This is a genomic window from Planctomycetaceae bacterium, assembly GCA_041398785.1.
Lineage (GTDB): Bacteria > Planctomycetota > Planctomycetia > Planctomycetales > Planctomycetaceae > JAWKUA01.
In genome coordinates, this window is the sequence record JAWKUA010000001.1 from 1 (window position 1) to 23,066 (window position 23,066).

25 protein-coding genes and 1 tRNA gene are annotated in these 23,066 nt (G+C 59.0%); 5 read left to right on the forward strand and 21 right to left on the reverse strand.

What is annotated here, in order from left to right:
• Nucleotides 1–32: 32 nt before the first annotated feature.
• The 3 genes from R3C19_00005 to R3C19_00015 form a co-directional block, all read right to left on the reverse strand.
• Complete coding sequence (locus tag R3C19_00005; protein MEZ6058724.1) at nucleotides 33–989, reverse strand: tyrosine-type recombinase/integrase; 957 nt, start codon at nucleotides 987–989, stop codon at nucleotides 33–35.
• A gap of 70 nt (nucleotides 990–1,059) precedes the next feature.
• Nucleotides 1,060–1,133, reverse strand: a tRNA-Val gene (locus R3C19_00010).
• 157 nt (nucleotides 1,134–1,290) lie between these two features.
• On the reverse strand, nucleotides 1,291–2,331 hold the full coding sequence (locus tag R3C19_00015; GenBank protein MEZ6058725.1) for a hypothetical protein: 1,041 nt from the start codon (nucleotides 2,329–2,331) through the stop codon (nucleotides 1,291–1,293).
• A gap of 357 nt (nucleotides 2,332–2,688) precedes the next feature.
• On the opposite strand from R3C19_00015, the gene R3C19_00020 reads away from it, so the two are divergent.
• A complete protein-coding gene (locus R3C19_00020) occupies nucleotides 2,689–3,561 on the forward strand; it encodes a hypothetical protein (protein ID MEZ6058726.1) in 873 nt (290 codons plus the stop codon).
• 181 nt (nucleotides 3,562–3,742) lie between these two features.
• Here R3C19_00020 and fmt read toward each other — a convergent pair whose 3' ends face one another.
• From fmt to R3C19_00085, 13 genes are all read right to left on the reverse strand, one after another.
• The gene (gene fmt, locus R3C19_00025; protein ID MEZ6058727.1) at nucleotides 3,743–4,726 is read right to left on the reverse strand and encodes a methionyl-tRNA formyltransferase; all 984 of its coding nucleotides are present in this window, start codon (nucleotides 4,724–4,726) and stop codon (nucleotides 3,743–3,745) included.
• Nucleotides 4,727–4,804: 78 nt separating this feature from the next.
• Nucleotides 4,805–5,167, reverse strand: a complete 363-nt coding sequence (locus tag R3C19_00030) for a 2Fe-2S iron-sulfur cluster-binding protein (protein ID MEZ6058728.1) — start codon at nucleotides 5,165–5,167, stop codon at nucleotides 4,805–4,807.
• A 2-nt stretch (nucleotides 5,168–5,169) separates the two neighbouring features.
• Nucleotides 5,170–5,415, reverse strand: a complete 246-nt coding sequence (locus R3C19_00035; protein MEZ6058729.1) for a hypothetical protein — start codon at nucleotides 5,413–5,415, stop codon at nucleotides 5,170–5,172.
• A gap of 80 nt (nucleotides 5,416–5,495) precedes the next feature.
• The gene (locus R3C19_00040) at nucleotides 5,496–5,894 is read right to left on the reverse strand and encodes a F0F1 ATP synthase subunit epsilon (protein ID MEZ6058730.1); all 399 of its coding nucleotides are present in this window, start codon (nucleotides 5,892–5,894) and stop codon (nucleotides 5,496–5,498) included.
• A gap of 118 nt (nucleotides 5,895–6,012) precedes the next feature.
• Complete coding sequence (gene atpD, locus R3C19_00045) at nucleotides 6,013–7,461, reverse strand: F0F1 ATP synthase subunit beta (GenBank protein ID MEZ6058731.1); 1,449 nt, start codon at nucleotides 7,459–7,461, stop codon at nucleotides 6,013–6,015.
• A 226-nt stretch (nucleotides 7,462–7,687) separates the two neighbouring features.
• On the reverse strand, nucleotides 7,688–8,569 hold the full coding sequence (gene atpG, locus R3C19_00050; GenBank protein MEZ6058732.1) for an ATP synthase F1 subunit gamma: 882 nt from the start codon (nucleotides 8,567–8,569) through the stop codon (nucleotides 7,688–7,690).
• 380 nt (nucleotides 8,570–8,949) lie between these two features.
• Nucleotides 8,950–10,470: a F0F1 ATP synthase subunit alpha gene (gene atpA, locus R3C19_00055; protein MEZ6058733.1), complete on the reverse strand. Its 1,521-nt coding sequence runs from the start codon at nucleotides 10,468–10,470 to the stop codon at nucleotides 8,950–8,952.
• A complete protein-coding gene (gene atpH, locus R3C19_00060) occupies nucleotides 10,421–11,059 on the reverse strand; it encodes an ATP synthase F1 subunit delta (protein MEZ6058734.1) in 639 nt (212 codons plus the stop codon). Before atpH ends, atpA begins: the two co-directional genes overlap by 50 nt.
• A 111-nt stretch (nucleotides 11,060–11,170) precedes the next feature.
• Nucleotides 11,171–11,836: a F0F1 ATP synthase subunit B gene (gene atpF / locus R3C19_00065; protein ID MEZ6058735.1), complete on the reverse strand. Its 666-nt coding sequence runs from the start codon at nucleotides 11,834–11,836 to the stop codon at nucleotides 11,171–11,173.
• A 74-nt stretch (nucleotides 11,837–11,910) separates the two neighbouring features.
• Nucleotides 11,911–12,207 (reverse strand): ATP synthase F0 subunit C, encoded by a 297-nt coding sequence (gene atpE / locus R3C19_00070; protein MEZ6058736.1) that lies wholly within the window; start codon nucleotides 12,205–12,207, stop codon nucleotides 11,911–11,913.
• 103 nt (nucleotides 12,208–12,310) lie between these two features.
• Nucleotides 12,311–13,240, reverse strand: a complete 930-nt coding sequence (gene atpB, locus R3C19_00075; protein ID MEZ6058737.1) for a F0F1 ATP synthase subunit A — start codon at nucleotides 13,238–13,240, stop codon at nucleotides 12,311–12,313.
• A 53-nt stretch (nucleotides 13,241–13,293) separates the two neighbouring features.
• A complete protein-coding gene (locus R3C19_00080) occupies nucleotides 13,294–13,560 on the reverse strand; it encodes a hypothetical protein (GenBank protein ID MEZ6058738.1) in 267 nt (88 codons plus the stop codon).
• A gap of 122 nt (nucleotides 13,561–13,682) precedes the next feature.
• The gene (locus R3C19_00085) at nucleotides 13,683–14,006 is read right to left on the reverse strand and encodes an AtpZ/AtpI family protein (protein ID MEZ6058739.1); all 324 of its coding nucleotides are present in this window, start codon (nucleotides 14,004–14,006) and stop codon (nucleotides 13,683–13,685) included.
• 824 nt (nucleotides 14,007–14,830) lie between these two features.
• On the opposite strand from R3C19_00085, the gene R3C19_00090 reads away from it, so the two are divergent.
• Nucleotides 14,831–16,111: a hypothetical protein gene (locus R3C19_00090; GenBank protein ID MEZ6058740.1), complete on the forward strand. Its 1,281-nt coding sequence runs from the start codon at nucleotides 14,831–14,833 to the stop codon at nucleotides 16,109–16,111.
• A 9-nt stretch (nucleotides 16,112–16,120) separates the two neighbouring features.
• Here R3C19_00090 and R3C19_00095 read toward each other — a convergent pair whose 3' ends face one another.
• The 3 genes from R3C19_00095 to R3C19_00105 are packed head-to-tail and all read right to left on the reverse strand — an operon-like array spanning nucleotide 16,121 to nucleotide 18,440.
• Nucleotides 16,121–16,786, reverse strand: coding sequence for a CDP-alcohol phosphatidyltransferase family protein (locus R3C19_00095; protein ID MEZ6058741.1), 666 nt, complete (start codon nucleotides 16,784–16,786; stop codon nucleotides 16,121–16,123).
• Nucleotides 16,786–17,745: a phosphatidate cytidylyltransferase gene (locus R3C19_00100; protein ID MEZ6058742.1), complete on the reverse strand. Its 960-nt coding sequence runs from the start codon at nucleotides 17,743–17,745 to the stop codon at nucleotides 16,786–16,788. Before R3C19_00100 ends, R3C19_00095 begins: the two co-directional genes overlap by 1 nt.
• On the reverse strand, nucleotides 17,742–18,440 hold the full coding sequence (locus tag R3C19_00105) for a VTT domain-containing protein (GenBank protein ID MEZ6058743.1): 699 nt from the start codon (nucleotides 18,438–18,440) through the stop codon (nucleotides 17,742–17,744). Before R3C19_00105 ends, R3C19_00100 begins: the two co-directional genes overlap by 4 nt.
• A gap of 49 nt (nucleotides 18,441–18,489) precedes the next feature.
• Here R3C19_00105 and R3C19_00110 point away from each other — a divergent pair, with 49 nt between their 5' ends.
• From R3C19_00110 to R3C19_00120, 3 genes are all read left to right on the forward strand, one after another.
• Nucleotides 18,490–19,383, forward strand: coding sequence for a metallophosphoesterase (locus R3C19_00110; protein ID MEZ6058744.1), 894 nt, complete (start codon nucleotides 18,490–18,492; stop codon nucleotides 19,381–19,383).
• Nucleotides 19,384–19,456: 73 nt separating this feature from the next.
• Nucleotides 19,457–20,164 carry a phytanoyl-CoA dioxygenase family protein gene (locus R3C19_00115; GenBank protein MEZ6058745.1) on the forward strand — a complete coding sequence of 236 codons (708 nt, stop codon included), beginning with the start codon at nucleotides 19,457–19,459 and terminating at the stop codon, nucleotides 20,162–20,164.
• A 251-nt stretch (nucleotides 20,165–20,415) separates the two neighbouring features.
• A complete protein-coding gene (locus tag R3C19_00120; GenBank protein MEZ6058746.1) occupies nucleotides 20,416–21,069 on the forward strand; it encodes a hypothetical protein in 654 nt (217 codons plus the stop codon).
• A gap of 25 nt (nucleotides 21,070–21,094) precedes the next feature.
• Here R3C19_00120 and R3C19_00125 read toward each other — a convergent pair whose 3' ends face one another.
• On the reverse strand, nucleotides 21,095–21,799 hold the full coding sequence (locus R3C19_00125) for a hypothetical protein (protein ID MEZ6058747.1): 705 nt from the start codon (nucleotides 21,797–21,799) through the stop codon (nucleotides 21,095–21,097).
• 37 nt (nucleotides 21,800–21,836) lie between these two features.
• Nucleotides 21,837–23,045 (reverse strand): hypothetical protein, encoded by a 1,209-nt coding sequence (locus tag R3C19_00130; GenBank protein MEZ6058748.1) that lies wholly within the window; start codon nucleotides 23,043–23,045, stop codon nucleotides 21,837–21,839.
• Nucleotides 23,046–23,066: the final 21 nt, after the last annotated feature.

A 23,066-nucleotide genomic window follows, 5' to 3' on the forward strand; every position in this document is an offset into this window, starting at 1 on the left:
ACGGGTAGGAATGAGGCGTTCGGGCTCGTGGGTTAAGACGTGCAGAAAGCATCAGTGTTCGCCGCGGCCAGTATAATTGGCACTCCCGCCTCAAGGGCATCGGTACAAAACGTATGACGCAGGCTGTAGGGCACAGAATCATCGTCCATACCGAGTCGCTGCTTGAGTCGTCGGAACGTCTGGGCGATGTGATTCCTGTTCCATGGCGCGCCGGATTCGTTTCGAAAGATTGGCCCTGATGGATAGTGCAGGATCAGTTGTTGCGTAGCTCTGACCATGACGGGCGTCAGCCAGATGATCTTTGGCTTCGCGGTATGGCGTCGTGTCTTGTGCTGCTGAAGCACCCAGCACGAATTCTGTTCGTCGAAGTCAGCGGCAGTGACCTTCGAAATATCCCCGGGCCGGGCTCCGGTGTGTCGCAACGCATGCAGGAATCGGCGGAAAGAGGGGTTCGCCGACCTGAGAATCAGTGCTAGCTGATCCCTGCTCAACGTTGACTGCCGTGACTCGGTGTGCGGTTTTCGGAGATCCGAAAACGGATTCGACGAAATCAGGCCTTCCCGACGTGCCCAGTTAAAGCATGCTTTCAGATCGCGAACGAACGTTGCTTTGGACTGCGCCGACCATGACTTCCGCGTGGACAGGAACCGCGTGGCGTGGTTGAGGATCAGTTCCCGGATCTTTATCCGACCGGCGAACGCAGAGAAGAGGTTCAGGTGATGCTTCTTGAGTTCGTAGGTGGACGCCGCATGGTGCTCAAGCGAATAGTCCAGATACGCATCCATGATCACGGCACACTGATCCGAGTCCGCGGGGACGGAAGCCGCGGCCCGGAGCCGTTCGAACACCTCCTCCGCCCGCTTTCGATCCTTTGCAGTATTCCTGCCGGAAATCAGCCGTTGGCGCGGACGACCGTTAATTGTCGCGAACCATGCGCCTTCGTGATGTCGGTAATACGGTCTTGCCTGGCGTCCCATGATTTCCCTCATTTCGCCCCGATTTAGGGTGAGTATAGGGTGGAGACACCGGCAGTGAAGCCTGAAAACACTGATTTTCCAGTGGGCGATGAGGGACTCGAACCCCCGACTTCTTCCTTGTAAGGGAAGCACTCTAGCCAACTGAGTTAATCGCCCGGAATGGATGCACACGATGGCCGCCAGTCGAATGGTGCCCGGCAGCGGGTCGGAAGTATGCCCGGCGGAGCGGTGCCGTGCAAGCGCGGCAGTCGGGGAATTCGATCTGACATCTGGCGGCACACGATGGGCGAGGCACCAGAGTCATGTCCGGCAGTTATCGATTCGCAGTCTTTTGCTTTTCCGCTCGTGCAATCCACTTTTCCGGGTCGGCGTCGAATGCGGCTTTGCAGCCGCTGCAGCACACCCAGTAGGAACGCCCCTGGTACGATACGGAAATTGTGCCCAGACCCTGAGAAATGATGCAGGTCTTGTCACCATAGCCAGCGTCGCTGATGGCAAATGATGTCCCTTCACGCTGAGTCGATACTGTGTCGTAGCGCCGAAACGGAGCGGTTCCACGGCGGCGTCCAACTTCCAGTAGGTAGCGGTCGTTTTCCTGCTGAGCGAACGCGATTTGCCAGGCTTCCGCTTCCTGCGAACTTTCGACTTCGTTCAGTTCCAGACGAAAAACGCGGTGCAGCTTATCGTCCGTGCCCACAATTTCGTGAACGGGTTCCGTGAAGTCCCCCGTCAATTGACGCGTCACGTTTTCACCGTCGGTCACCTCAAGCACGAAAACGTCGCGGTTGCTGTCCCACGTCAGCCTTGCCTGTCTCAGGTAAGGGCTTCGGTCCGAATTCAGCGTCAGTGCCGGACGGGAAGGATCTGTCTGCAGATCCCAGATCCATTCGTGGGAATCCATGGCCTTAAATCCCTCGAATTCACGGCGCGTCGTGCCTCGCCATTTTCCCAGCAGCACCTGAAGCGGTTTCAGCTTGCGGATGATGACGTCGGCTTGCTGGTCAGATTCCGATTGTTGTGGTCGGGCAGCCTTCCGCGTGTCGAAACCTGCACCGGTATGAATTCCCAACTGCAGCGGACGGAAGTCTGAATTGTCTGCCTCTTCCGCAACATTCTCGTCGGCAACATTCTCTGACGTCGCTGCCGCCCGGGGAGTTTCCGACGACGGGGAGGGCTGAGCCGTTGACGGATCGCGGGAGCGAACGACGCTTGCCTTTCCGGCCGCTCCATCGGCGGTTGACGACGGCAGGGCATGTCGGTCGGCCGGCGCATCGGTGGAATCGCAGCCGGCTGTCAGCAGCAGCACAGCCAGGCAGGCTGCCATTGGACAGCATTGTCGACTTGTGGTTCTCACTGCGATCCTTCCGTCGATAGCGGGCAGGGCGGTCTTCGTGCAGCCTGCGGGCCTTTTGATTCGCCGCATCACGCGGTCACGGCCAACTGCATCCGGACGTATCAAACGCGAATCGACGAATGGTACATGCCGTCGGCGAACAACTCACGAGGTGTCCGGAAATTCCGTTCTCGAACGTGGCGGGACACCGCTGCGATCGTCGATTTCGCCGTGGAGTTGACCGTGTCCGCCCGGTAGGTCCAATGATCGATGAACCGGCGGAAACGTGTCGTTTTCTCCAGCGGGATCATTCCCGGTTTTCGGCCGCAACGACAGCGAGTCGATGCGGCGGGTAAGTTGTCATTCAGGAGAATGCAGATGACAGGATTTCGCGGGTACGGTCGGCGACGTCGCGTCCTTTCCAGTTTCGGTCCCATCGACATCGAAAAGCTGGAGGACCGGTTGCTGCTTACGGGAAACGTCAGTGTTGAAATCAGCCGGGGGGACATTCGGATTTCCGGTGACCGCAGTGACAATGTGATTTCGATTACTCTCGACAATACGGGACTTACGATTTCCGGTGCGAACGGAACGACAGTAAACCGGGTGCAGCGACTCGTGATTCCTCCCGGCCGAATTCCGGCGGAAATCGACGACGTGTTCATCAACATGGCCGGCGGAAACGACACGGTCCAGGCTAACATTGCCGGTGTCTCGGTCCGGCACGATGTCCGGGTGAACCTTGGCGCCGGAAATGACCGATTAACGGTCACCGGCGGTTCGGTCGGTCGAGACGCGACGGTTCTTGGCGGCCCCGGTAATGACGTCGTGCAATGGGAGATGTTTTCCGTGGCAGACGACCTGAACGTACTGCTGGGAGGCGGCAACAACAGTCTTACGCTGACAAACGGCGAAGTTGGTGACAACGCCACAATCTTCGGCGGCGGAGGCATCGATCTGATCTTCGTCAATTCGGTGCAGGTGGCGGACGACGCCACTATCAGTACGTTCGGACGAAATGACCAGGTGACCGTGATGAATTCTCAGGTCGGCAATACTGTCCGCATTCAACTCGGAGCCGGCAATGACCAGTTGACCGTCAGCAACAGTCAGGTGGGCAACCGGACGATCGCCGGCGGCGGAGCAGGAAGAGACACACTGAATGTCACAACATCCCTGTTTGGGCGGACACCGCGGCTGACAAGTTTCGAAACGCTGCTGGGAGATCTGGCGAACACGATGCTCGCGTAGACCGCGCAGGAATGTTTCCTGTTCAACAGCCAGGCGACGGCAGACTGGAAGGCGGCACTCCGTGATTCAGCGTCACGGGGTGTTCGCCGGAATTCGGCGTCCGGAACAGAGCCGTGCAGCGGGTGACGTCGAGTCACCCGCCGCACTTCACCGCAACACGCATTTCGCTGCGAGTCGACATTCACGCCGGCGAAGTGTCGGCCGTGCCGCCGAACTGCATTCCGCCGCTGATCCGGTAGCCGTTCAGAAATGCTGTGGCGTCCATCGGCCCTTTTCCATCCGGCTGCAGCCGACAAATTTCGATCACGCCGCCGCCGGTCTGAACCAGCAGCCTTTTGTCCGCGAGCAACACCGTGCCCGTGCTGCCTGAGGCGACATTCTCCGGCAGGCTCTGCGGATCGGGATTCGTCGTGAGAATGATGCAGCGAAGCGGTTCGCGGGTTTTCGAAACCAGCCACGTCGCTGCCTTCGGCCATGGCTGCATGGCTCGCACGTGACAATCGATCTGTCGCGGCGACTGAGTCCAGTCGATCACACCGTCGTGTTTGCGAATTTTCGGAGCCAGCGTGACCAGCGACGGATTCTGGCGGGCGAACCTGGCGGTGCCGTGTTCAAGCTGGTTGACGACGTCCAGCGCCAGCGGCGCGCTGAGTTCCGCCAGCCTGAGCATCAGGTCGCCCGATGTTTCTTTGCTGCCAATTTCGGTCTCGACGACGCCTGCGATCGGGCCGGAATCCAGCGCCGGTTCGATCCGAAAGATCGTCACGCCGGTTTCCTGATCGCCTTTCCAGATCGAGTACTGCACCGGTGCGGCTCCGCGATGCCGAGGCAACAGGGATCCGTGCAGATTGAAGGCTCCCAGCCGCGGGATTTCCAGGAACTCGGGCTTCAGAATCTGACCGTAGGCGGCGACGATGAATGCGTCAGCGTTCAGCAAACGCAATTCGTCCAGCACGTCGGGTCGGTTGACTCGCGGCGGCTGGAACACCGGAATGCCGTGTTCTTCGGCGAGCTGCTTCACCGAATTGACATGCCGATGATGCCCGCGACCGGTGCGATCCGGTTGAGTGAAGATTCCCGCCACTTCGTGGTCAGATTCAATTAGCGCCTTGAACGAAGGCAGCGCGAATTCGCCGGTGCCCAACAGGACGATTCGAAGCGGCACGAGGAGTCCCTTCAAACAAAGCGAGCCACTCCGTCAGCGGAGTGGCTCGAGGTAGACTGACGAACGATGCCGTGCAGATCAGTTCCAGAATTTCTCACCGTGCCAGTTGATCGACGGATGCGTTTCAACCTCGACATCGCCATTCACCTTTGTCTGACAGGCAAGGCGGACGTCCTGGCCGGGATGACTGAGCATCTTCAGTCCGAGCAAGGGGTTGATCCACTTGCCGATCCGTTCAAAGAAGCTTCTCTTCGAACAGTTCTGTGACCCGTTTCTGATGATCACATTGCAACTGCCGCATTGTCCGAACCCCATGCAGTTCACAACCTTATGCGGCCCGGAATAGAGCTGCACGCCGTTCTTTCTCGCGACTGAGCGAATATCTTCGCCGTCGTGAGCCTGCACAGTGACCTTTTCGTTGACAAACTTGATCGTGGGCATAACTAGGCCGATGCTTCTTCGCGAGCCAGATACAACCGCTGAATGTCCTCCAGCGTGACAGTGATTTCGCGCGCAAATCCCGTGTGTGTGCGTTCGTACTGGATCTTGCTGGCGAATTCCGGGTGCTCATGAATGGACCTGGCCACCCAGCGGCGATCTTCAGCAGACAGGTCGCCGACGGAATCGTCCCAGCGAGTTCGAGTCTCCATTACCAACGCGTCAATTCGCGGATCAAATTTCTGCGCCATGTGAGTTGTCGTTTCTGTACGACGGAACTCCGATCCCGTCGGTAAGTCGCGACGGGATCGGAGTCCCGTCGCACAAGATACTAATCCTTCCGGGCCATGCTGACCAGCTTCCTGGCTCGTTCCAGAGCGTGAGCATTGGCGGCAAATTCTTCGTCGGAACGGACCCGCTCGGCCCTTGCTTTCGTCATTTCCTCGACCGCTTTGGCGCGGCTGATTTCTGACACGGGTTGAGCGGAATTTGTCAGCACGGAAACCTGTTCGCCCTTGACCTGAATGAAACCGCCATCGATGAAATACGACTCGCTTCCGCCGCCAAGCTCGTTCAGTTTCAGCTCGCCGACGCCCAGCCGTCCGACCAGCGGCGCGCGGCCCGGATAGACGCCGGCAGATCCATCGAACATCGGAACGCGGATCGACGCCACAGGGCGGTCGAACAGCGTCGTTTCGGGTGTAACGAGTACCAGGCGAAGGTCAGCCACTGTGAGTTCCTGTTGATCGTTTTTCGGCGATCCGAAGTCGATGCTGTGACAAGCGGTGAAACGCCGCCTTCAGACTGCCGAAAAATCAGTCCCGATCGACGGCGGTTCCTGCCACCGGCTATTCTCCGGCTTCTTCCTGCATCTTCTTGTACTGGGCTTCCGCTTCTTCGATAGCACCGACGTACATAAACGCACTTTCCGGCAGGTGGTCCCACTTGCCGTCGCAGATCTCTTCGAAGCTGCGAATCGTGTCTTCCAGCGGAGTAATGTTGCCCGGCTTGCCCGTGAACACTTCCGCGACCAGGAACGGCTGCGACAGGAAGCGTTCAATGCGGCGAGCACGATGCACGACCATTTTGTCGTCTTCGCTCAGTTCGTCCACACCCAGAATGGCGATGATGTCCTGTAGTTCTCGGTATCGCTGAAGCGTCTGCTGAACTCGGCGAGCCACTGCGTAGTGCCGTTCGCCGACGTACTGCGGGTCCAAAATACGGCTGGAGGAAGCCAGCGGGTCGATGGCCGGGTAGATACCTTTTTCGGAAATCTTTCGTTCCAGATAAATGAACGCGTCCAGGTGGGAAAATGCGGTCGCGGGAGCCGGGTCGGTCGGGTCGTCGGCAGGAACGTAGACGGCCTGCACGGACGTGATGGCTCCGTTGTTCGTCGACGTGATGCGTTCCTGAAGTTCACCCAGCTCCGTGCCCAGAGTCGGCTGGTAACCCACGGCGGACGGCATGCGACCCAGCAGAGCTGACACTTCCGAGCCCGCCTGGCTGAACCGGAAAATATTGTCGACGAACAGCAGCGTGTCCGACCCCGTTGCGTCACGGAACCATTCCGCCATCGTCAGAGCCGACAGGGCAACTCGCAGACGAGCACCCGGCGGTTCGTTCATCTGTCCGAACACCATGCACGTCTGTTCGATGACGGAGCGACCGGTATCGCCGATCTTGGTTTCCTGCATTTCCAGCCACAGGTCATTCCCTTCGCGAGTTCGTTCGCCGACGCCGGCGAAGACGGAATAGCCGCCGTGTGCGCTTGCGATTCGAGCGATCAGTTCGGTCAGAATCACGGTCTTTCCGAGACCCGCACCGCCGAAGAGTCCGGCCTTACCGCCGCGGACGAACGGAGTCAGCAGGTCGACGACCTTGATCCCGGTTTCGAAGACTTCGGTCTTGGCCGACAGGTTCTCCAGTTTCGGCGGATGGCGGTGAATCGGCCACCGTTCGTCGTGCTCGACTTCCCCGCGGCCATCAATCGCGTCACCCAACACGTTGAAGACGCGGCCGAGTGTTCCCTTGCCGACAGGCACAGACAGCGGCTGTCCTGTGTCGGTCACGGTCATACCGCGGACCATGCCGTCTGTGCCTCCCAGAGCGACGCAGCGGACCTGGCCGCCGCCGAGGTGCTGCTGCACTTCTCCGGTGACTCTGATCTTGATTCCCTTAACGGTCTCTTCGATCTGAAGAGCGTTATAGATTTCGGGCAGCGCGTCTTCGGGAAACTCGGCGTCGAACGTCGAGCCGATGATCTGAGAAACTTTGCCCTGGGTCAGTGTGGCGCTCATTTGTCTCGTGCCTGATTTGAATCTTTGCTCTTGGACTTGCCGTTACTCGCACATCTGCGGAAGCCCCCGACGCAAGTCCGGGGTTTGTCACACAGTTTGCTGGACATGCAGAAACGTGTGCTGAGAGGCCCCGGATGCCAATCCGGAGTTCGTCACCCAACGCGGCGTTGCTGGCTGGATGACACTCCGGGGACTCGCGTACGTGGTCTCTTTTCGAATTGTGTTTCTACTCCAATGCCGCCGCTCCGCCGATGATTTCGGCCAGTTCGGAGGTGATGTTTGCCTGTCGAGCCCGGTTGTACTGCTGCTTCAGACTGCCGGCCATTTCGTCCGCGTTTTCGGTGGCTCCCTTCATTGCCACCATGCGAGCGATTTGTTCGCTGACCGCTGCATCCAGAAAACACTTGAACAACTTTGCCCGGAATGCCGCCGGAACGATCTCTTCCAGAATCTCCTGTGGCGACGGCTGAAATTCATAGTCGATGCCGGAACCGCTCGATTTACCCGCCGCCGGTTCTCCACCCAGGCTGGAAAGCGGCAACAGCGACTCCACCACGGCATATTGTCGGGATGCCGATTCAAACTGCGTGTAGACCACATCCAGCCGATCAATTCGTCCCGCGATGTAGTCTTCGGCGTAGCGGGTGCCGAGTTCGTCCACTTCGGCAAACGCGGGCTGATCCTCGAAATGTGTGTAATCGCGAGCCAGAGGGATCTTCTGAAACTTCAGGAACTTGATGCCTCGCTTGCCGGACACTTCCAGCGAGTACTCGATACCCTGAGCTTTCAGTTCACGCATGTGAGCCATCGTGTTCCGCAGCACTGATCCGTTGTAACCGCCGCAAAGTCCTCGGTTGGACGTCAGCACCAGCAGCACACTGCGCTTTTGCTCCGCGCGCGATTCCAGCAGTGGATGCGAAAACTTCAGATCGGCACGTCCGAGATCACCGACGATTTCTGAGATCTTCTTCGTGTACTCAGCCGCTTCCGACGCGCGGTCCATCGCTCTCTTGAACCGACTGGTGGCGATCAGTTCCATCGTCCGCGTGATCTTGCGGATATTGCGAACCGACTTCAGTCGTTTAACAAGTAAGCGTGGATTGGCCATGAGTTTTTCGGATGCAGCGGCGTGTTGCCGCTTGATGTCTTAGTGGATTCAGCCAGCCGCAGGGCGGTTGTGCCATGCCTCTCGTTTTTTGATGCGTGCCACTGGCCGTGCCAGTGCCCTCTACCCTCGAAGTCACTGGCACTGCCAGTGGCACACGCCCCATCGATTCATCATGAATGCAGCAACAGCCCCGATTGACTTCGTTGCACGAAAAACCGGGCCTGGCGCCATGCGGGCTGGTCGACTCCTGGTTTGTCAGAATTTTTCAACATTTTACTGGCCGCGGCGGTCACCGATGCTTTTCGAAACTCTTACTGCCACGAGCCTGAATGACTCATTCTTCCCGGTGGCGGTAATCGGTCGGCCCGCAGCCGACGTGCTTACGCAGCGGTTGCGGCCGCTGTCCGGCTGCGGAACGCGTCCAGAGCGGCCCTCAGCGCTGTTTCCACTTCCTCCGTCAGTTCCGCCTTTTCAATCAGCTTGTCACGGGCGTCAGCATGTTCTGACCGCATGAAGTCCAGAAGTTCCCTTTCCGTCTGCTGGACCTTTGCCACGGGAACTTTGTCGAAATACCCCTTGGCTCCGGCATAAATGACAATAACCTGATCCGCCACGTGCAGCGGGTCATATTGTGGCTGCTTCAGAAGCTCGACCATGCGGTAACCACGATCCAACTGTGCCTGAGTCGCCTTGTCCAGTTCGGTGCCAAGCTGAGCGAACGCTTCAAGTTCTCGGAAGGCCGCCAGGTCCAGTCGGAGCGAACCGGCAATTTTCTTCATGGCCTTATTCTGAGCGTTCCCGCCGACGCGCGAGACACTGATACCGACGTTGATGGCAGGACGAACGCCCTTCCAGAACAGGTCCGGTTCCAGATAGATCTGGCCGTCGGTAATGGAAATCACATTCGTCGGAATGTAGGCGGACACTTCGCCTTCCAAAGTTTCGATAATCGGAAGAGCCGTCATGGACCCGCCGCCCAGTTCGTTGCTGAGCTTGACGGCTCGTTCCAGCAGTCGGCTGTGGCAATAAAAGACGTCACCGGGAAACGCTTCCCGTCCCGGCGGACGACGCAGCAGCAGCGACAACTGGCGATAGGCGATCGCCTGCTTGGACAGGTCATCGTACACAACCAGCGTATCTTCGCCGTTGTACATGAAGTGCTCAGCCATCGCCGCTCCGGAATACGGAGCAATGTACTGCAGCGGAGCCGGATCGGCGGAACTGGCCGCCACCACGATGGTATAGTCCAGTGCTCCGTTTTCGCGAAGAACCTCGACGACTCCGGCGATGGACGCGGCTCGCTGTCCGCACGCCACGTAGATGCACTTAACGCCGGTACCCTTCTGGTTCAGAATGGTGTCGATGGCGACGGCGGTCTTGCCGGTTTTGCGGTCGCCGATGATGAGTTCACGCTGACCGCGACCGATGGGCGTCATCGAATCGATGGCTTTGATCCCGGTCTGCAGCGGAACTTTCACCGGCTGCCGTCCGGCGACGCCAACAGCTTCGTGTTCGACGGGCCGTGACTCGCTGGTCATGACCGGACCTTTGCCGTCCAGCGGATTTCCCAGCGGATCCACAACTCGCCCGAGCATGGCATCGCCGACCGGCACCGACAGCAGCGTCCCGGTGGCTTTAACTTCGTCGCCTTCCATGATCTTCAGGTAGTCCCCGAGAATCACGACGCCGACGCTGTTTTCTTCCAGGTTCAGGACCAGTCCGGTGATGCCACTGGGGAACTCGACCATTTCACCGGCCATGGCCGTGGACAGGCCGGTGCATCGAGCGATGCCGTCACCCACTTCGATCACGCGACCGACTTCCGCCGTCTGAATCTGACCGCGAAAGTCTTCAATCTCCTTCTGGATGACTGAAGCGATCTCGTCCGCTTTGAATTTCATGGAAAGTCTTCTCCGTCAAACGACCCGTCAGTGTTTTCAGACGAGTACGCAGCGATGAATCATAAACTGTGTCACCGACCTGAATCACCAGGCCACCGATCAGAGATTCGTCAACCGATTCCTGAAGAATTGGCTCGAACCCGAGTTTGTCTTTCAATCGATCCCGAATCTGACCTCGCGACTGGTCAGACAGCGGCCGGGCGGACCGCACCTGCACCCGCTGCTGGCCGGCGAGTTCCTCACGCACCTGCACCACAACCTGCCGGATCTCGTCGATCAGCTGCATGCGGTTGTGCCGTACCAGTACTTTCAGAAAGTTCGCGAAGAACTCCGAACAGTGAGGCGCAACCGAACGGCCAATCACGGCAAGTTTGTCGTCTCTGCTCACGGAATCAGAAACCAGCACCTGCCGAAAATCGGGATGCACGGCCAGCACGTCGTCGACAAACGAAGCCAGTTCGGCCTCCGCGTCGTCCACACCGTTTTCCTTTGCGGCCGAGAGATACGACCGGGCGTAAAGACTCGCAACAGCCTTCGCGCCGGGATCTTCCAGCACGTGGTCAGGTCGAGTTTTCAGTGGCTCGGACATGGATACCTCAAAAATTGCCGCACGCCGTATCAGCGGTGCGCCCGATGACGGGACCGGTGCCGGACAACCGCCCGCCCGTTACGCAGCGACCCCGCAGGGCCTTGTCAAAAACTACGTGCCGATTTCCTGAAGTGCTTCGCTGATCAGCCGGTCCTGGTCGGCGTCGTTCATGGCCCGACCGAGCACTCGTTCCGTGGCTGCGGCCACCTGCCGATTGACCGATGTGAAGACATCCGCCAGAGCCGCATCTTTGGCCCGGCCGATATCTTCCTTCGCTCGAACCCGCATGGCTTCCACGTCAGCCTGTGCCTTCGCGACGATGTCCTGACTGACGCGTTCGGCGTCGCGTTTGGCTTCCGCCACCATGTCGGCGACGGTCTGCTCCGCGCCGCGAAGTTTGGCTTCGTAGTCGGCCAGCAGCGCCTGTGACTTCCGCTGGTTCTCTTCAGCCTCAGCGATCGCGGAGCGAATCCCGGCTTCCCGCCGATCAAGCCCTTCGATCATCGGCTTCCACGCGAGCTTTTTCAGCACGAACAGAAAGATGACAAACACAACCAGCGACCACAGAGCCAGGTCCGCCTTCGGATCCATCGGAGGCCCCGGAGCCGTACCGTGGCCACCCGCCTCGGCATGCCCGTCGACCGAAGCCGCTTCTCCGCCGTGTTCGGATTTCTCAGCGTGTTCCTGGGCATATACGGACACAACCGACGACGCGACGCACAGCGCAAACGCGAAGCAACAGAGTTTCAGCGAGTATGCAACGTATCGAAACATCATTGACCGCACCGCAGAACCGCAGGATCGAAAACCAGCGAACTTCGCATCACCCGGAAAGGAACACACGAAGCCGACTAGCCGCCACGAGCAATACACACGATGAGTGCGAAAAACGTTGCCCCTTCGATCAGAGCGGCCGCAACGATCATGGCACCACGAATGTCACCGGCAACTTCAGGCTGCCGAGCCATGCTTTCCACGGCAGAAGCACCAATCTTGCCAATACCCCAGCCGGCACCCAGCATCACAATCCCGGCCCCGAAGGCGCCTGAGAAGCTGATTGAGGTACCGCCATCCTGAGCCATTGCCGGAACGGCGGTTGCCAACATGGCCGCAAAGACCAGACAGAACAATTTCACAAATCGACTCACGAGAAACTCCTCTTGGAATCTGAAACGCGCCGCAGCACGAAACCCTAATCGAACCCCTTTTGCCTTTGATCCGTAACTCCCGAAAAGCCTGCCCTGCTATGGGTCAGTGTTCATGCACCGCCATTGCGATAAAAATGGTTGACAGGAACGCGAACACATACGCCTGCAGAAACGCGACAAACAACTCCAGCAGACCAATGAAAATCTGACCAAAAATGCTTGCCACGGTCACCAGCGACCACATCGCCACCCCTTCATGGGCAAACGAGGCAATAAACCCGAGAATTACCGCGATCACCGTGTGGCCGCCCATGATGTTGGCAAACAGTCGAACAGCCAGAACCGCGTGCTTGATAAAGAAGCCAAAGATCTCAATCCCAAAGATGCCGTAGGACAACACGGCCCCGCCAGCACCCGGAACACCTGTTTCCGGCTTCATATTATTAAAGAATCCGGCCGGCCCCATTGCCTGAAACCCATAGGTCACGGTGGCAAAAAACGCGACCACGGCCAACGCACCGGTGACATTGATGTTCCCGGTTGCGGAACCGAGCCAGGGAATTGCCCCCAGCAGATTGCAGATCAGGATGTAAAAGAAGCAGCTCCAGATAAACGGCAGATACTTGTCGGCAGGATGCCCTCCCGTTGGCTCATGCGAATGGTCGCCGTGACCGTCGCCATGCCCGTGATCATGATGGTCGTCGCCAATTGTGGGCCGCACGACCTCATCTCGAATAAACAGGGCGATGGCTTCCCAGAAGTTCCAGAATCGCCCCTTTACAGGCTCACCGCTGCGAATCCTTCGCGCCAGACCCCAAAACACGAACAGGACGATTGCTGCCGCAACAACCTGCAGCACCATGAACTTCGTGAGCTCGAACGAAAATATCCCGATGTCAAAGTTGAAGGTGTCAGGGAGCCGTATGTCCAGCAGTCCGTGGCCATGCGCATCCGCATGTCCGCCTGGCAGATCGAAGCCGGCAGCATCACGCACATGATGAAACAGATCTTCCTGGTGCTCTTCGCCAGCCATGCAGACTTAAGCCAGTGGATATGGTAAGAAAAACGATCTAAAAACGAGCAGCCTCAGGCCACACTGCGACTTCGACCGAACAGCACCCACACTTCGGTCGCCAGAGCCAGCAGATAGAAACCTATCAGCCAGCCGAAAAAGTCGGCGACGCCCAGATCCGGACGAAGTTCTTTCACAACAAGAGCCGCCGTGGCGACCGAAAACATCCGAACCATCGACTGCACCAGCAGCGCATTCAGATCGTTCGAGAAAATAGCGAGTCGCGAAAGGAACACAACCAACCAGCCGGGCACCAGACAACAGATTGCCGCAATCGACATCCACCAGACCCCCGACTCACCCCGCAACGACCGCGCCGGCCAGAAACAAACTGCCCAGCCAGCCGCAACCACCACGGTCAACAGCGCGACAGACGGAAACAGACCTGGACGAGATGCCTGATTCACTCTGAGCAGGAGTCCTTGTCATTCGAATCCGGCAGCCCGCTCGATGCCGCAACGTCGTTGCGCCGTTCGCGGCGTTTCTGCGATTCTTTGTCCAGCCGCCTCAGCAAATCCCGCAGCGACACTGCTGCTGCCACACAACCTGCCAGCGACCCGATGATTGTCAGCACCGGCATCCAGCCAGTCTTTGTATCCAGCCAATAGCCGACGCCTGCGCAGATGGCTATCGACATTCCCGCCGACATCACTTCGTGGGCCTGCCGATACGCATCCGCGATGCTACTGGCCCGCCGCTTGCGCCTGGTTTCGGAGTCCTTTGACACGAGGCGGAGCTCCGGTGCGTTTCGACCCTTGCCCGTGAGACCTGGTGACGTGCGCCAGACAGGTGTGTGCGGCGCGGCGAGTCTAGTGGCTGCCTTTCGGTCGTTCAAAGTTGGTGGCGCTGAGCGCTTCCGTTTCCCAGGATCGGGATGCTACACTCCCAGCCGCGAAACACTGAGCGGCATTCCGAAGCGTGACGGTAATCCGCGATACAGGTCGTGTCGTTCCGGCGTGGCGAAGTGTGGGCGGAAAGCGGCTTGCCGCGAGTGACCGATTCGATGCCGTCAAGTGGCAAAAGTTTTTTTGCGACATCGCGCCGGTTCGGGATCATGTGTCCCGCGCTGTGTCTCAGAAAGCCTGCTGTCCACGTTGTCGATTCGGTCCTGAGCGTGAAGTTGAGGAGCGGTGCGATCCGAAGTGAGAGTCCGGCGGCGCGGTACAGTTCCGATTACACCGGCTGCGACGATCATGAAGGAGAGTCCGCCTTCGGCATCTTGCCGGATGGCTTCACAAAAAACCCGGCGTTTTCGTCGCTGTACGGACGTCTCATTCTGGACGTGAATCGACTGACCTGTCATTGTGTTGCATAGCCTGCACTGAAAGGCAGGCATTTTCGTGCCGTCCGCGGTGTGGAAGTGCGATGCTTTATCACCATGAAGCACCGTCGCACTTCAGCGGTGGAATGATCTCCACGTTTGTCGGAAACAAGACAAGACAGAGACACGGTTGTCTCGCAGATGCGGTGAGCTGTATGCCTTTGAAATCCCGTTTTCATGGCTGTGGAAAATCCGCAGAGGCTGCTTTCCCACTTGCGGTTGTGATATTGGTGCTGACGTGCATCAGTCGTACCGCTTCTGCCCAGCCACCCGACGACGCGGCGAAGAAGTATCAGGATCAGCAGAAGCACCTGGTCCAGGACATTTCAGCAATCAAGGGCTCGCTGCTGACGAAGGAACTCAAGGGAGTCGCCGCGGATCCGGAAAAGGACATCAAGGGAGTAACCGGCGAGTTCGAAAAGATTGAGCGCACCTACCGTTCCGTCATCCGAAACGGTACCAACAGGGAAGCCGGGCCCGACTTCGATGCTCTGAAGACCGGCCTGGAATATCGCATTTTCGCTCTGTCGGATCCCGATATTCAGGCGAACTATCGCGATCTGGACGCCGCCTTCAGCAACCTGTCACGCGATATCATCGCGGCCCGCAGCATCGCCAATCCGCAGGACCAGCAGCAGTTTCGTCAGATGGTCTGCCGCGTCGCTCTGCCGCTGCTGGAAAAAGTCATCAATGAAGGGAATCTGGTCGCTCGTTCCCTGGCCATCGACATCCTGCCGGAGATGGAAACCCTGAGCCCCAGCGCCGTTCAGCGGCGGCTGGAGATGTTTGACGAAGTCGATGACGCGCTGATCCGGATTCTGAAAGACGAAAAACAACCGGATGTCGTCAAGCTGCGAGCCGCCAGTTCCATCAAGCGATTTCTGGAGAAAGCTGATGCCGTTCCGCAGGTGCAGCTGGCGCTGGCCGACGCAATGGTGGCCGAGCTGAAGAAACCTGTTACGGCATGGGAATACCAGTACTACCTGATCGAAGCGCTGACCCACACGAACGTGCCGCGCGAAGTCGTTGGTGTGAAGAAGGCCTCCATTCTGGAAGCAATGGCGGAGGTCATGCAGGACACCAGACGGGACATTCTGGTGCGCTGTGCGGCAGCCGGCGCCGTTGGCAAAATTGGCTTTGACTCCCAGATCAACTTCGAACCGCTGGCGTGGAAGACGGCTCAGTTGGCGGTGGAAGCGGGGCTGACAATCGGTCAGCAGCCACCGTCTACGCGTCGGGAACTTTGCGGCTGGCACCTGTACACGGCGTTTCATCATGAAACGGCCGCCGGGCTGAATAATTCCCGGAATCCCGAAGGTATGCTGAATCGCGCCGCCAACAACGAGGTCGTCCGTGCCGCCTATGAACACGTGCTGCCGATTGCAAAGTCGCTGATGTTTTCAAAGGGCGCGGTCGGGAACAACGACGTCCTGAAGACGAATGGCTGGGTCAGGGAAAGCAAGCCGGCCAGCCTGGCTTTCGATGCTTCGTCACCTCCGCTGAATCCCTGAAGCTGAACGTCAGCGGACGCCTTCCCGTCGACGTGACAGCACGTGCCGAATCGTCAGCACGTCCGCGCGCCATTCGTCCAGCACGTACGTGATTGCGGTGGCTTCCAGATTGGTCAGCGTGCCGGCGGTGGCCGCGATTCGAAACGGCCAGACGGCCCATTCCATTAGCAGCGCCACGGCTCCGAACAGCAGCAGCCACTGAGTCAGCTTGGCTCCGTACGTGTGGTAGCTGGGCACCTTGCCGTATTTCCACAATCCGTAGCCGGTGGTCAAGGCGTAGCTCGCGAATGCCATGATGATCCACGGCAGTTCGTGCTGCAGCACGTCCCACTTCAGGTACAGGCCGCCGATGAACAGTGAACCGTAAAGGACGGAATCGGCCAGGCTGTCGAGTCTTGCGCCGAAGTCCGATCGCTGATTGAGCCAGCGGGCGATGCGACCGTCGATGAAGTCACTCAGATTCAGCACCACGAACATTGTCACGAATGCCTGCGGCCGACCCGAAAACGCCACACCCAGCATCACGAAGGCTCCCGCCAGCCGCGTCGCACAGATGACGTTGGGAATCGTCAGCCTGCGGTTACGCCACGGCTGCGACTCGTCGGTCGAAGCTTCGCGACGGGTTCCCGAACCGACCGCATCTGGCTGTGAAGAACCGCCGTCCGAGGAATCCATCAGACACATACCGCCAGAACGAAACCGTAAAACACGGGAGCTGTAAACGTCAGGCTGTCGATTCGGTCGATCATTCCGCCATGACCCGGCAGCAGCCGGCTGCCGTCCTTGACTCCTGCGTCGCGTTTCACAGCCGACATGTTGATGTCACCAAAAAAACCGCTGACCATAATCACGGCTCCCGCAACGGCGGACATGACGATGCCACCGACCGGACTTCTGCCATTCTGAAAAGTGGTCAGCCACGGAGCCAGGACAATCGCCAGACCCGTCGTGCAGGCGAGTCCGCCGAAAAAGCCCTCCCACGACTTGTTCGGAGAAATCGCCGGCACCATCTTATGCCGTCCGAAACGGCGACCGACGATGGCCTGAGCGATGTCGTCCATTTCCGTCAGAATCATCAGAAACAGGAACCAGCCGGCCACTCCCGCCTGCGGAAGCGTCGGCAGCGGCAATTCAAAAAGGAACAATGCGAACGACGGCAGGTACACCAGCAGCAGAATCCCCCACACGGCCATCGTTGTGGAACGAATGTAGCCGCGAACAGGACCGCTGGCGACCTGAAAAACGGATGTCAGCACGACGGCAGCCATCGGCAGAAAAACGCGAACGATCCCACTGTAGCCGACGGCAATCGAGCCGTAGTGCAGCGGGACCAGTCCGAACGCGCACGCTTTCGTCACGCGGTTCAGTTCACTTCCGCCGGCAAGTCGCAGGTACTCACGCAGTCCCAGCCCGCTTGCCATTGCCATCAGCACTGCCGTTCCCGGAAGGCCGGACAGAACGGCAAGACAAAGTAGTGTCACCAGAATCCACCAGGTTGCCAGACTCTGCCGTCTGGCGCTGGCAACTTCGGCGGAAGCGTTCCGGATCAGCAGGAGTCTCACAACGGATCCGACGATCAGTGCCGCGACGGTCCCGGCAACGGCATACAACAGGCCTGGCGAAGGTGTGGTCATGCCGTCGATTCCGGTTGATGAAGTGTCCGGCTGATCGCACGAACAACAATGGGCATCACCGCGGTGAAGATCAGGGCTCCGATCAGCGGGGCGTCCAGCAATTCCCAGACACCGCGTTCGGCCAGTTCAGCCAGAGTCGGCAGGCGGGAACCTGCGAACACAAACACCATCGTTCCCGGCAGAAGTCCCAGCTGAGTCGTCCACCAGAACGTCGACGTCGGTACCAGGTTCAGCGCGCCGGCTCCGTAATTGACCACGCTGAACGGAGCATGCATCAGTCGCAGCAGTAGCAGATAGTACGCGGTGTCATGCCGCAGCCGTTCCTTCCACCGCTGCAGCACCTCGGCGTAACGGGCTTCGACGAAGCTGCGAAGCGCGTAGCGGCTGAATGCAAACGTGCACAGCGCCGCGACCGTCAGCGCACAATCGACCATCAGCACGGCCGACCAGAACCCAAACAGCCAGCCGAAGATGACCGACTTCCCCGACGTTCCCGGAATCAGTGACAGGCAGACATAGGCGACAAAGCCGATGCCCCACGCGGCGACCGGCCGCCGTTCGACAGTGTTCCGCAGGCGATTCTCACGTTCGATCAGCCACTGCAAAGACGTATACTCTCCTGCCAGCAGTCCCAGAATCACGATCACCAGAACCAGAATCAGTGAGATCAGGATTCGACGCTGCAGCACATGCATCACGAATTCCCTGTCATCATTTGTCCGTCTCCAGACCTGCGGTGCCGTTGTGAATGACCAGTCAACGCCGGATGTGACAATCCTGCAAATCTCGGACCTGCACTTCGGTCCGCCGTACGTACACGAAGTCGGCGAGGCGCTGATTCGCATCGCACCTGGTCTGAACGCGGACGCCGTCATCGTCAGCGGCGACCTGACTCAGCGAGCCAAACGCGAACAGTTTGTGGCCGCGAAGGAATTCCTGGCCCGGCTGCCGGACGTTCCGCGGATGGTCATTCCCGGCAACCACGATGTTCCGCTGTATCGCGTGAAGGAACGAATCGCGGACCCTCACGGATTGTACCGCGAAATCATTTCGGACGAGCTGAACCCGGTGCTGGAAATCGACGGAGCCGTGTTCGTGGGACTCGATTCCACCGCGCCGCACTCCGCCATCAGTAACGGACGAATCCGAAGATGGCAACTGGACGCCGTACAGCAGGTACTGACGGCGGCACCGCTGGATTCCGCCAGAATCGTGGTGGCTCACCATCACTTCGCTCCGGCTCCCGACTACCTGCACGATTCCACCATGCCGAAAGCGAAACGTGCGATGATGAGGTTCATCGATCTTGATGTCGACATGATTCTGGGAGGTCATCTGCATCGCGCGTACATCGGAAATTCTCTGGACATTTACCCCGGCCGCCACCGTGAACGCGGCATCATTATCTGCCAGTGCGGCACCTCCACGTCTCGCCGCGGACGCGGGCGCGAGCGCGAAAAGAACTCCTTCAATCTGATCGAAATTCGAAAAGCTTCCATCACTATCACTCACTTCATGTACTTCGACGCGGACGCCGGCTTTGCGGCAAACAGCCGCCACACGTTTCGTCGCGGACCTTCCGACCTGCGAAGTCGATCGCCGGAGCCATCGAACGAACCCGCACGCCGCAGCGACTGACGTACCGAAATCCTCACCCGACGCACCGGCATTCACGAGCACCGCATTTCCGCACGCAACAGGCAGGCCAGCCATGCAGCTCCGCTCAACGCTGACTTCCGACGAAAGCCGCCGACTGGAAGAAGACGGATTCCTGGCGCTGGAAGGTATCGTCAGCGAAAAGCAGCTACAGGCAATGCGCCGCAGGTTGCGGGAATTGCTCGACGCGACGGAACAAAAGCATGCCGGCACACTGATCGTGGACGGGTTGCTGGCAGAAGAAACGTTCGATCCCGCGTGGCGGCATCCCCGCGTGCTCGCCGCTGTGAAGTCTGTCCTGGGAGACTCGCACCGGCTGCTGGGCGTCTTTTCGCGAGGACTGCGGCCCGGACACGGTCAGCAGGCGCTGCACGCGGACTGGGGCGGTCAGGGGCAACCGGGAGTCTGGTATGTCTGCCACGCGATTTGCCCGCTGGTCGACTTCACGTCAGAAAACGGCGCCACGCGCGTTGTCCCCGGTTCTCACCGCAATCCATGGATGATGAAGGGGCAGCGAGACCTGCGCGGGCCGCATCCGGCTGAACGTCAACTGATCGGCAGGGCCGGAACCGTGTTCATTCTCAACGTTCACTGCCAGCACTCAGCAGTTCACAACGGATCAGACAGCGATCGACTGGCGATCTTCTCATCATTCTCCCGCCGCGATTCACCGCTTCTGCTGATGCAGCCGCCGGCGGCGACAAACCCGGACATCCTGACCCGTTTTGACGCCGACACACAGCGTCTGCTGCGCGACGATTAGCAGCGAACCGCAGGGCTGCGAGCGTCCGCGCGACAGTTCACATTCGAATCTGCCGTGCCGCTGCGACCGACCGACGATGTCCGGCATTGCGAAGGGAACTTCTTCCTTCGGTTCAGGACCATCCCGACAGAAAAGGTTCCCGCCGCCTTTTTTGTGTCCCTGCTGAAGATTTTCACGCAACCGAATCCGACTTTGCGTGAGAATGCGAACGTAAACGCCCCGTTTTCCACCCGCAATCAGGGAGATCATTCATGCCGCACATCGTCCACGATTTCGACTGGGGTGTGATCGACATCATCGTCCATGAAAAGCGTGTCTTCTTTCAGCAGCGCTGGAAGTACATCTGGGAGGTCAAGGACGGTCAGCCGGCATGGGATCTGGACGGGAAGCGGAAGTTCCACGCGGAAGTCGACAAGCAGATCTGGGCTTCGTGGAGCAACCGCGTGAAGCTCAGCGTGAGCGGCACGTCCGAATTCGCGAAGAAATTCGCCGCGACGAAGCTGCCGATGAATCTGGACGTCCGGTGGGTGCTGCGCGACGAACACTGGGAGGTCACCGCAGTGAAGAATGACCCGAGCGATATGCCACACAACTACGTGCAGTGGGATGCCCGCAAGATCAAGCTGCATACCAGCAAACTGAAATCGTACTCGGCGTGTACCAACGGAACTCCGAAAGTCTGCACCGCCGGATTCAAAAGCGTGCCTCACGAAGCCGGTCACGCGTTCGGCAACTCATCGACTCTGGGACGCGGTGACGAGTACGCGTCCACGTCACCTCATCTGGCCGACACGGGCAGCATTCTGAACATCGGCACGGAACTGCGCAAGCGTCACTTCCGCACAATTCTGGAAGAGATGAACAAGATGATTCCCGACACGACGTTCGCCGTGCATCAGGTGTAGCCGAAACGGCCGACGGCAGCTCTTCTCAACGCCAGACAAACACGGCAACGACCAGCAGAAACACCATCCAGATCACCGCCACAAGTGCTGCGCAGATCCAGAATGTGGCGGTTGTGGTTCTGCCGGCGGCAAAGCAGCGGCCAACAAGGTAGAACGTGTAAATCGACAGCGGCGGAACAATCAGGCTGACGATCACGGAACGCAGCAGCCGTCGTTCCAGTCCGTCATCAGCCGCGACTTCGACGACAGTGCCAAGTGTCAGTGACGCGGGAACTCGATAAGGCGAATCGTCCGCTTCGTTGCTGGTCACGACAGCGGATTCGGTCGTTTGGATGCGCGGCTTCTGATCATCATCGGGTAGCGGCGCCAGTTCCGGATTCGCAGGACGCACGGCTTCGCACGACCAGCATTCATCGAAGCTGTGTTCGTTGACTTCCCCGCAGCCGGAGCAGACCCAGCCCAGATTTCGTTCGCTGTCCCACTGGCTGAACCGATTGCCGCTCCATTCGCGTTCGAGCCGTTCCAGAATTGCCAGCGCCGGTTCTATCTGATCTTTCGAAACCAGCAGGTGAACCTCCTGAGCCGCGCCACCCAGCAAAGCGTGTGACGCGTTGCTGTCGTCGCCAACGGTGACACTGCGGATTCCGTCCGCTTCCAGCGCTGCCCTGGCAATCTGCGCCGTGTGAGAAGACGCATACGTCATGATCCGAACGTCGGGTTGCTGACTCATGTGCGTTGCCATATCCGGGTGGAACGTCCGAGTTGACTCAAGGAACTTTTGCCGGCCGGGCATTCAGGACAAACTGCTGTGCTGCCTGCTGCACCTGTGCTGAATCAGCATACGTCACATGTTGTCGTTTCCACCACAGTGGTCGTTCCGGAGCATCAAGTTCCGCCCTGATCGAACCGGGATCTTTGAGATGCCGCGCCAGCCACTGTGCCACTCCCAGTTGAAACCGGTCTTCCGGATAGATCGGAGCACCGGTTGCTTCCAGCGACCAGCGATCGATGCGCACGGGACACCACATGTCCAGCGGTGCCGGGTCGCCGACGAATGTTTTCACGAAATCCGGCAGTTCCCCGATCGCATCGCTGCGAACGAAGATTCGCAGGACTTCCGGGCGAGGCGAATACAACTGCCATGACGGCCAGTTGTCGGCGATTCCGAACAGACCCGACAGCGGAAACACAACAACAATCACCAATGCGATTCGCGCAAGCATCGGCATCGCCGGCGCCGACCGGACCGCTTCCGTTTCCGGGCGGCTGTCTCGTTCGCGAAGCATCGGCAGCAGCGTCAGGAAGAAGGCGTTCCACAGCAGCACGCCGGTGTTGTGATTCAGACCCAGCGGACTCAGCGACAGCAGCAGTGTCGCGTGAATCGCCATTGCCAGCACCACGCCGAAAATTCGGAAGCGGTTCGTCAGCAGCAGCAGTCCCGCAATCAGTTCAATCACGCTCATCCCGGCGCACGTCCATCGAATCAGCAACGGTGACTGATTCAGCCGGGCCAGCCCGATCGCGTTCAAGCCAAGATCCAGAATCTGCCGGCTGACACCTTCATCAATTCGCGGCCCGAACCGGGATAGTGCCGCACAAATGTAGATCATCGCCACAGTGACTCGGCACACGCGAATGCGGTGGGGCGGCTTGATGACAACATGAATCGTCGCCATCAGCAGGAACAGCACGTTCCACGGCTGCAATCGATGCTGGTTCAACACGCACAGCACAATGCCGCTGACGATGGCCGCCACGTTCGAGCCGAAAGCTGCCTTTGATCGATCCGTTTCGGGTTTAACAACGATCGTGACAACGGCCGCGAAAAAAATCACCGCGACCGCTCGATCAGCGGCCGGCGCCACGTGGCGCAGCGAGGATAGCAGAGGCACCGTCGGAAAGTTGTCCGTTCCAAACCACAGCGGCCAGGTGACGGAAATCAGCAGCAGTAGAAACAGTGCAGCCACACGATTCATTGAACGCCCGCCGAAGGATCA

Coding starts and splice junctions, on each gene's coding strand:
- R3C19_00005 (MEZ6058724.1), bottom strand. CDS start 989: ATGAGGGAAATCATGGGACGCCAGGCAAGACCGTATTACCGACATCAC.
- R3C19_00020 (MEZ6058726.1), top strand. CDS start 2,689: ATGACAGGATTTCGCGGGTACGGTCGGCGACGTCGCGTCCTTTCCAGT.
- R3C19_00030 (MEZ6058728.1), bottom strand. CDS start 5,167: ATGCCCACGATCAAGTTTGTCAACGAAAAGGTCACTGTGCAGGCTCAC.
- R3C19_00035 (MEZ6058729.1), bottom strand. CDS start 5,415: ATGGCGCAGAAATTTGATCCGCGAATTGACGCGTTGGTAATGGAGACT.
- atpD (MEZ6058731.1), bottom strand. CDS start 7,461: ATGAGCGCCACACTGACCCAGGGCAAAGTTTCTCAGATCATCGGCTCG.
- atpG (MEZ6058732.1), bottom strand. CDS start 8,569: ATGGCCAATCCACGCTTACTTGTTAAACGACTGAAGTCGGTTCGCAAT.
- atpA (MEZ6058733.1), bottom strand. CDS start 10,470: ATGAAATTCAAAGCGGACGAGATCGCTTCAGTCATCCAGAAGGAGATT.
- atpH (MEZ6058734.1), bottom strand. CDS start 11,059: ATGTCCGAGCCACTGAAAACTCGACCTGACCACGTGCTGGAAGATCCC.
- atpF (MEZ6058735.1), bottom strand. CDS start 11,836: ATGATGTTTCGATACGTTGCATACTCGCTGAAACTCTGTTGCTTCGCG.
- atpB (MEZ6058737.1), bottom strand. CDS start 13,240: ATGGCTGGCGAAGAGCACCAGGAAGATCTGTTTCATCATGTGCGTGAT.
- R3C19_00080 (MEZ6058738.1), bottom strand. CDS start 13,560: ATGTCGATTGCGGCAATCTGTTGTCTGGTGCCCGGCTGGTTGGTTGTG.
- R3C19_00095 (MEZ6058741.1), bottom strand. CDS start 16,786: ATGGATTCCTCGGACGGCGGTTCTTCACAGCCAGATGCGGTCGGTTCG.
- R3C19_00100 (MEZ6058742.1), bottom strand. CDS start 17,745: ATGACCACACCTTCGCCAGGCCTGTTGTATGCCGTTGCCGGGACCGTC.
- R3C19_00105 (MEZ6058743.1), bottom strand. CDS start 18,440: ATGCATGTGCTGCAGCGTCGAATCCTGATCTCACTGATTCTGGTTCTG.
- R3C19_00115 (MEZ6058745.1), top strand. CDS start 19,457: ATGCAGCTCCGCTCAACGCTGACTTCCGACGAAAGCCGCCGACTGGAA.
- R3C19_00120 (MEZ6058746.1), top strand. CDS start 20,416: ATGCCGCACATCGTCCACGATTTCGACTGGGGTGTGATCGACATCATC.
- R3C19_00125 (MEZ6058747.1), bottom strand. CDS start 21,799: ATGAGTCAGCAACCCGACGTTCGGATCATGACGTATGCGTCTTCTCAC.
- R3C19_00130 (MEZ6058748.1), bottom strand. CDS start 23,045: ATGAATCGTGTGGCTGCACTGTTTCTACTGCTGCTGATTTCCGTCACC.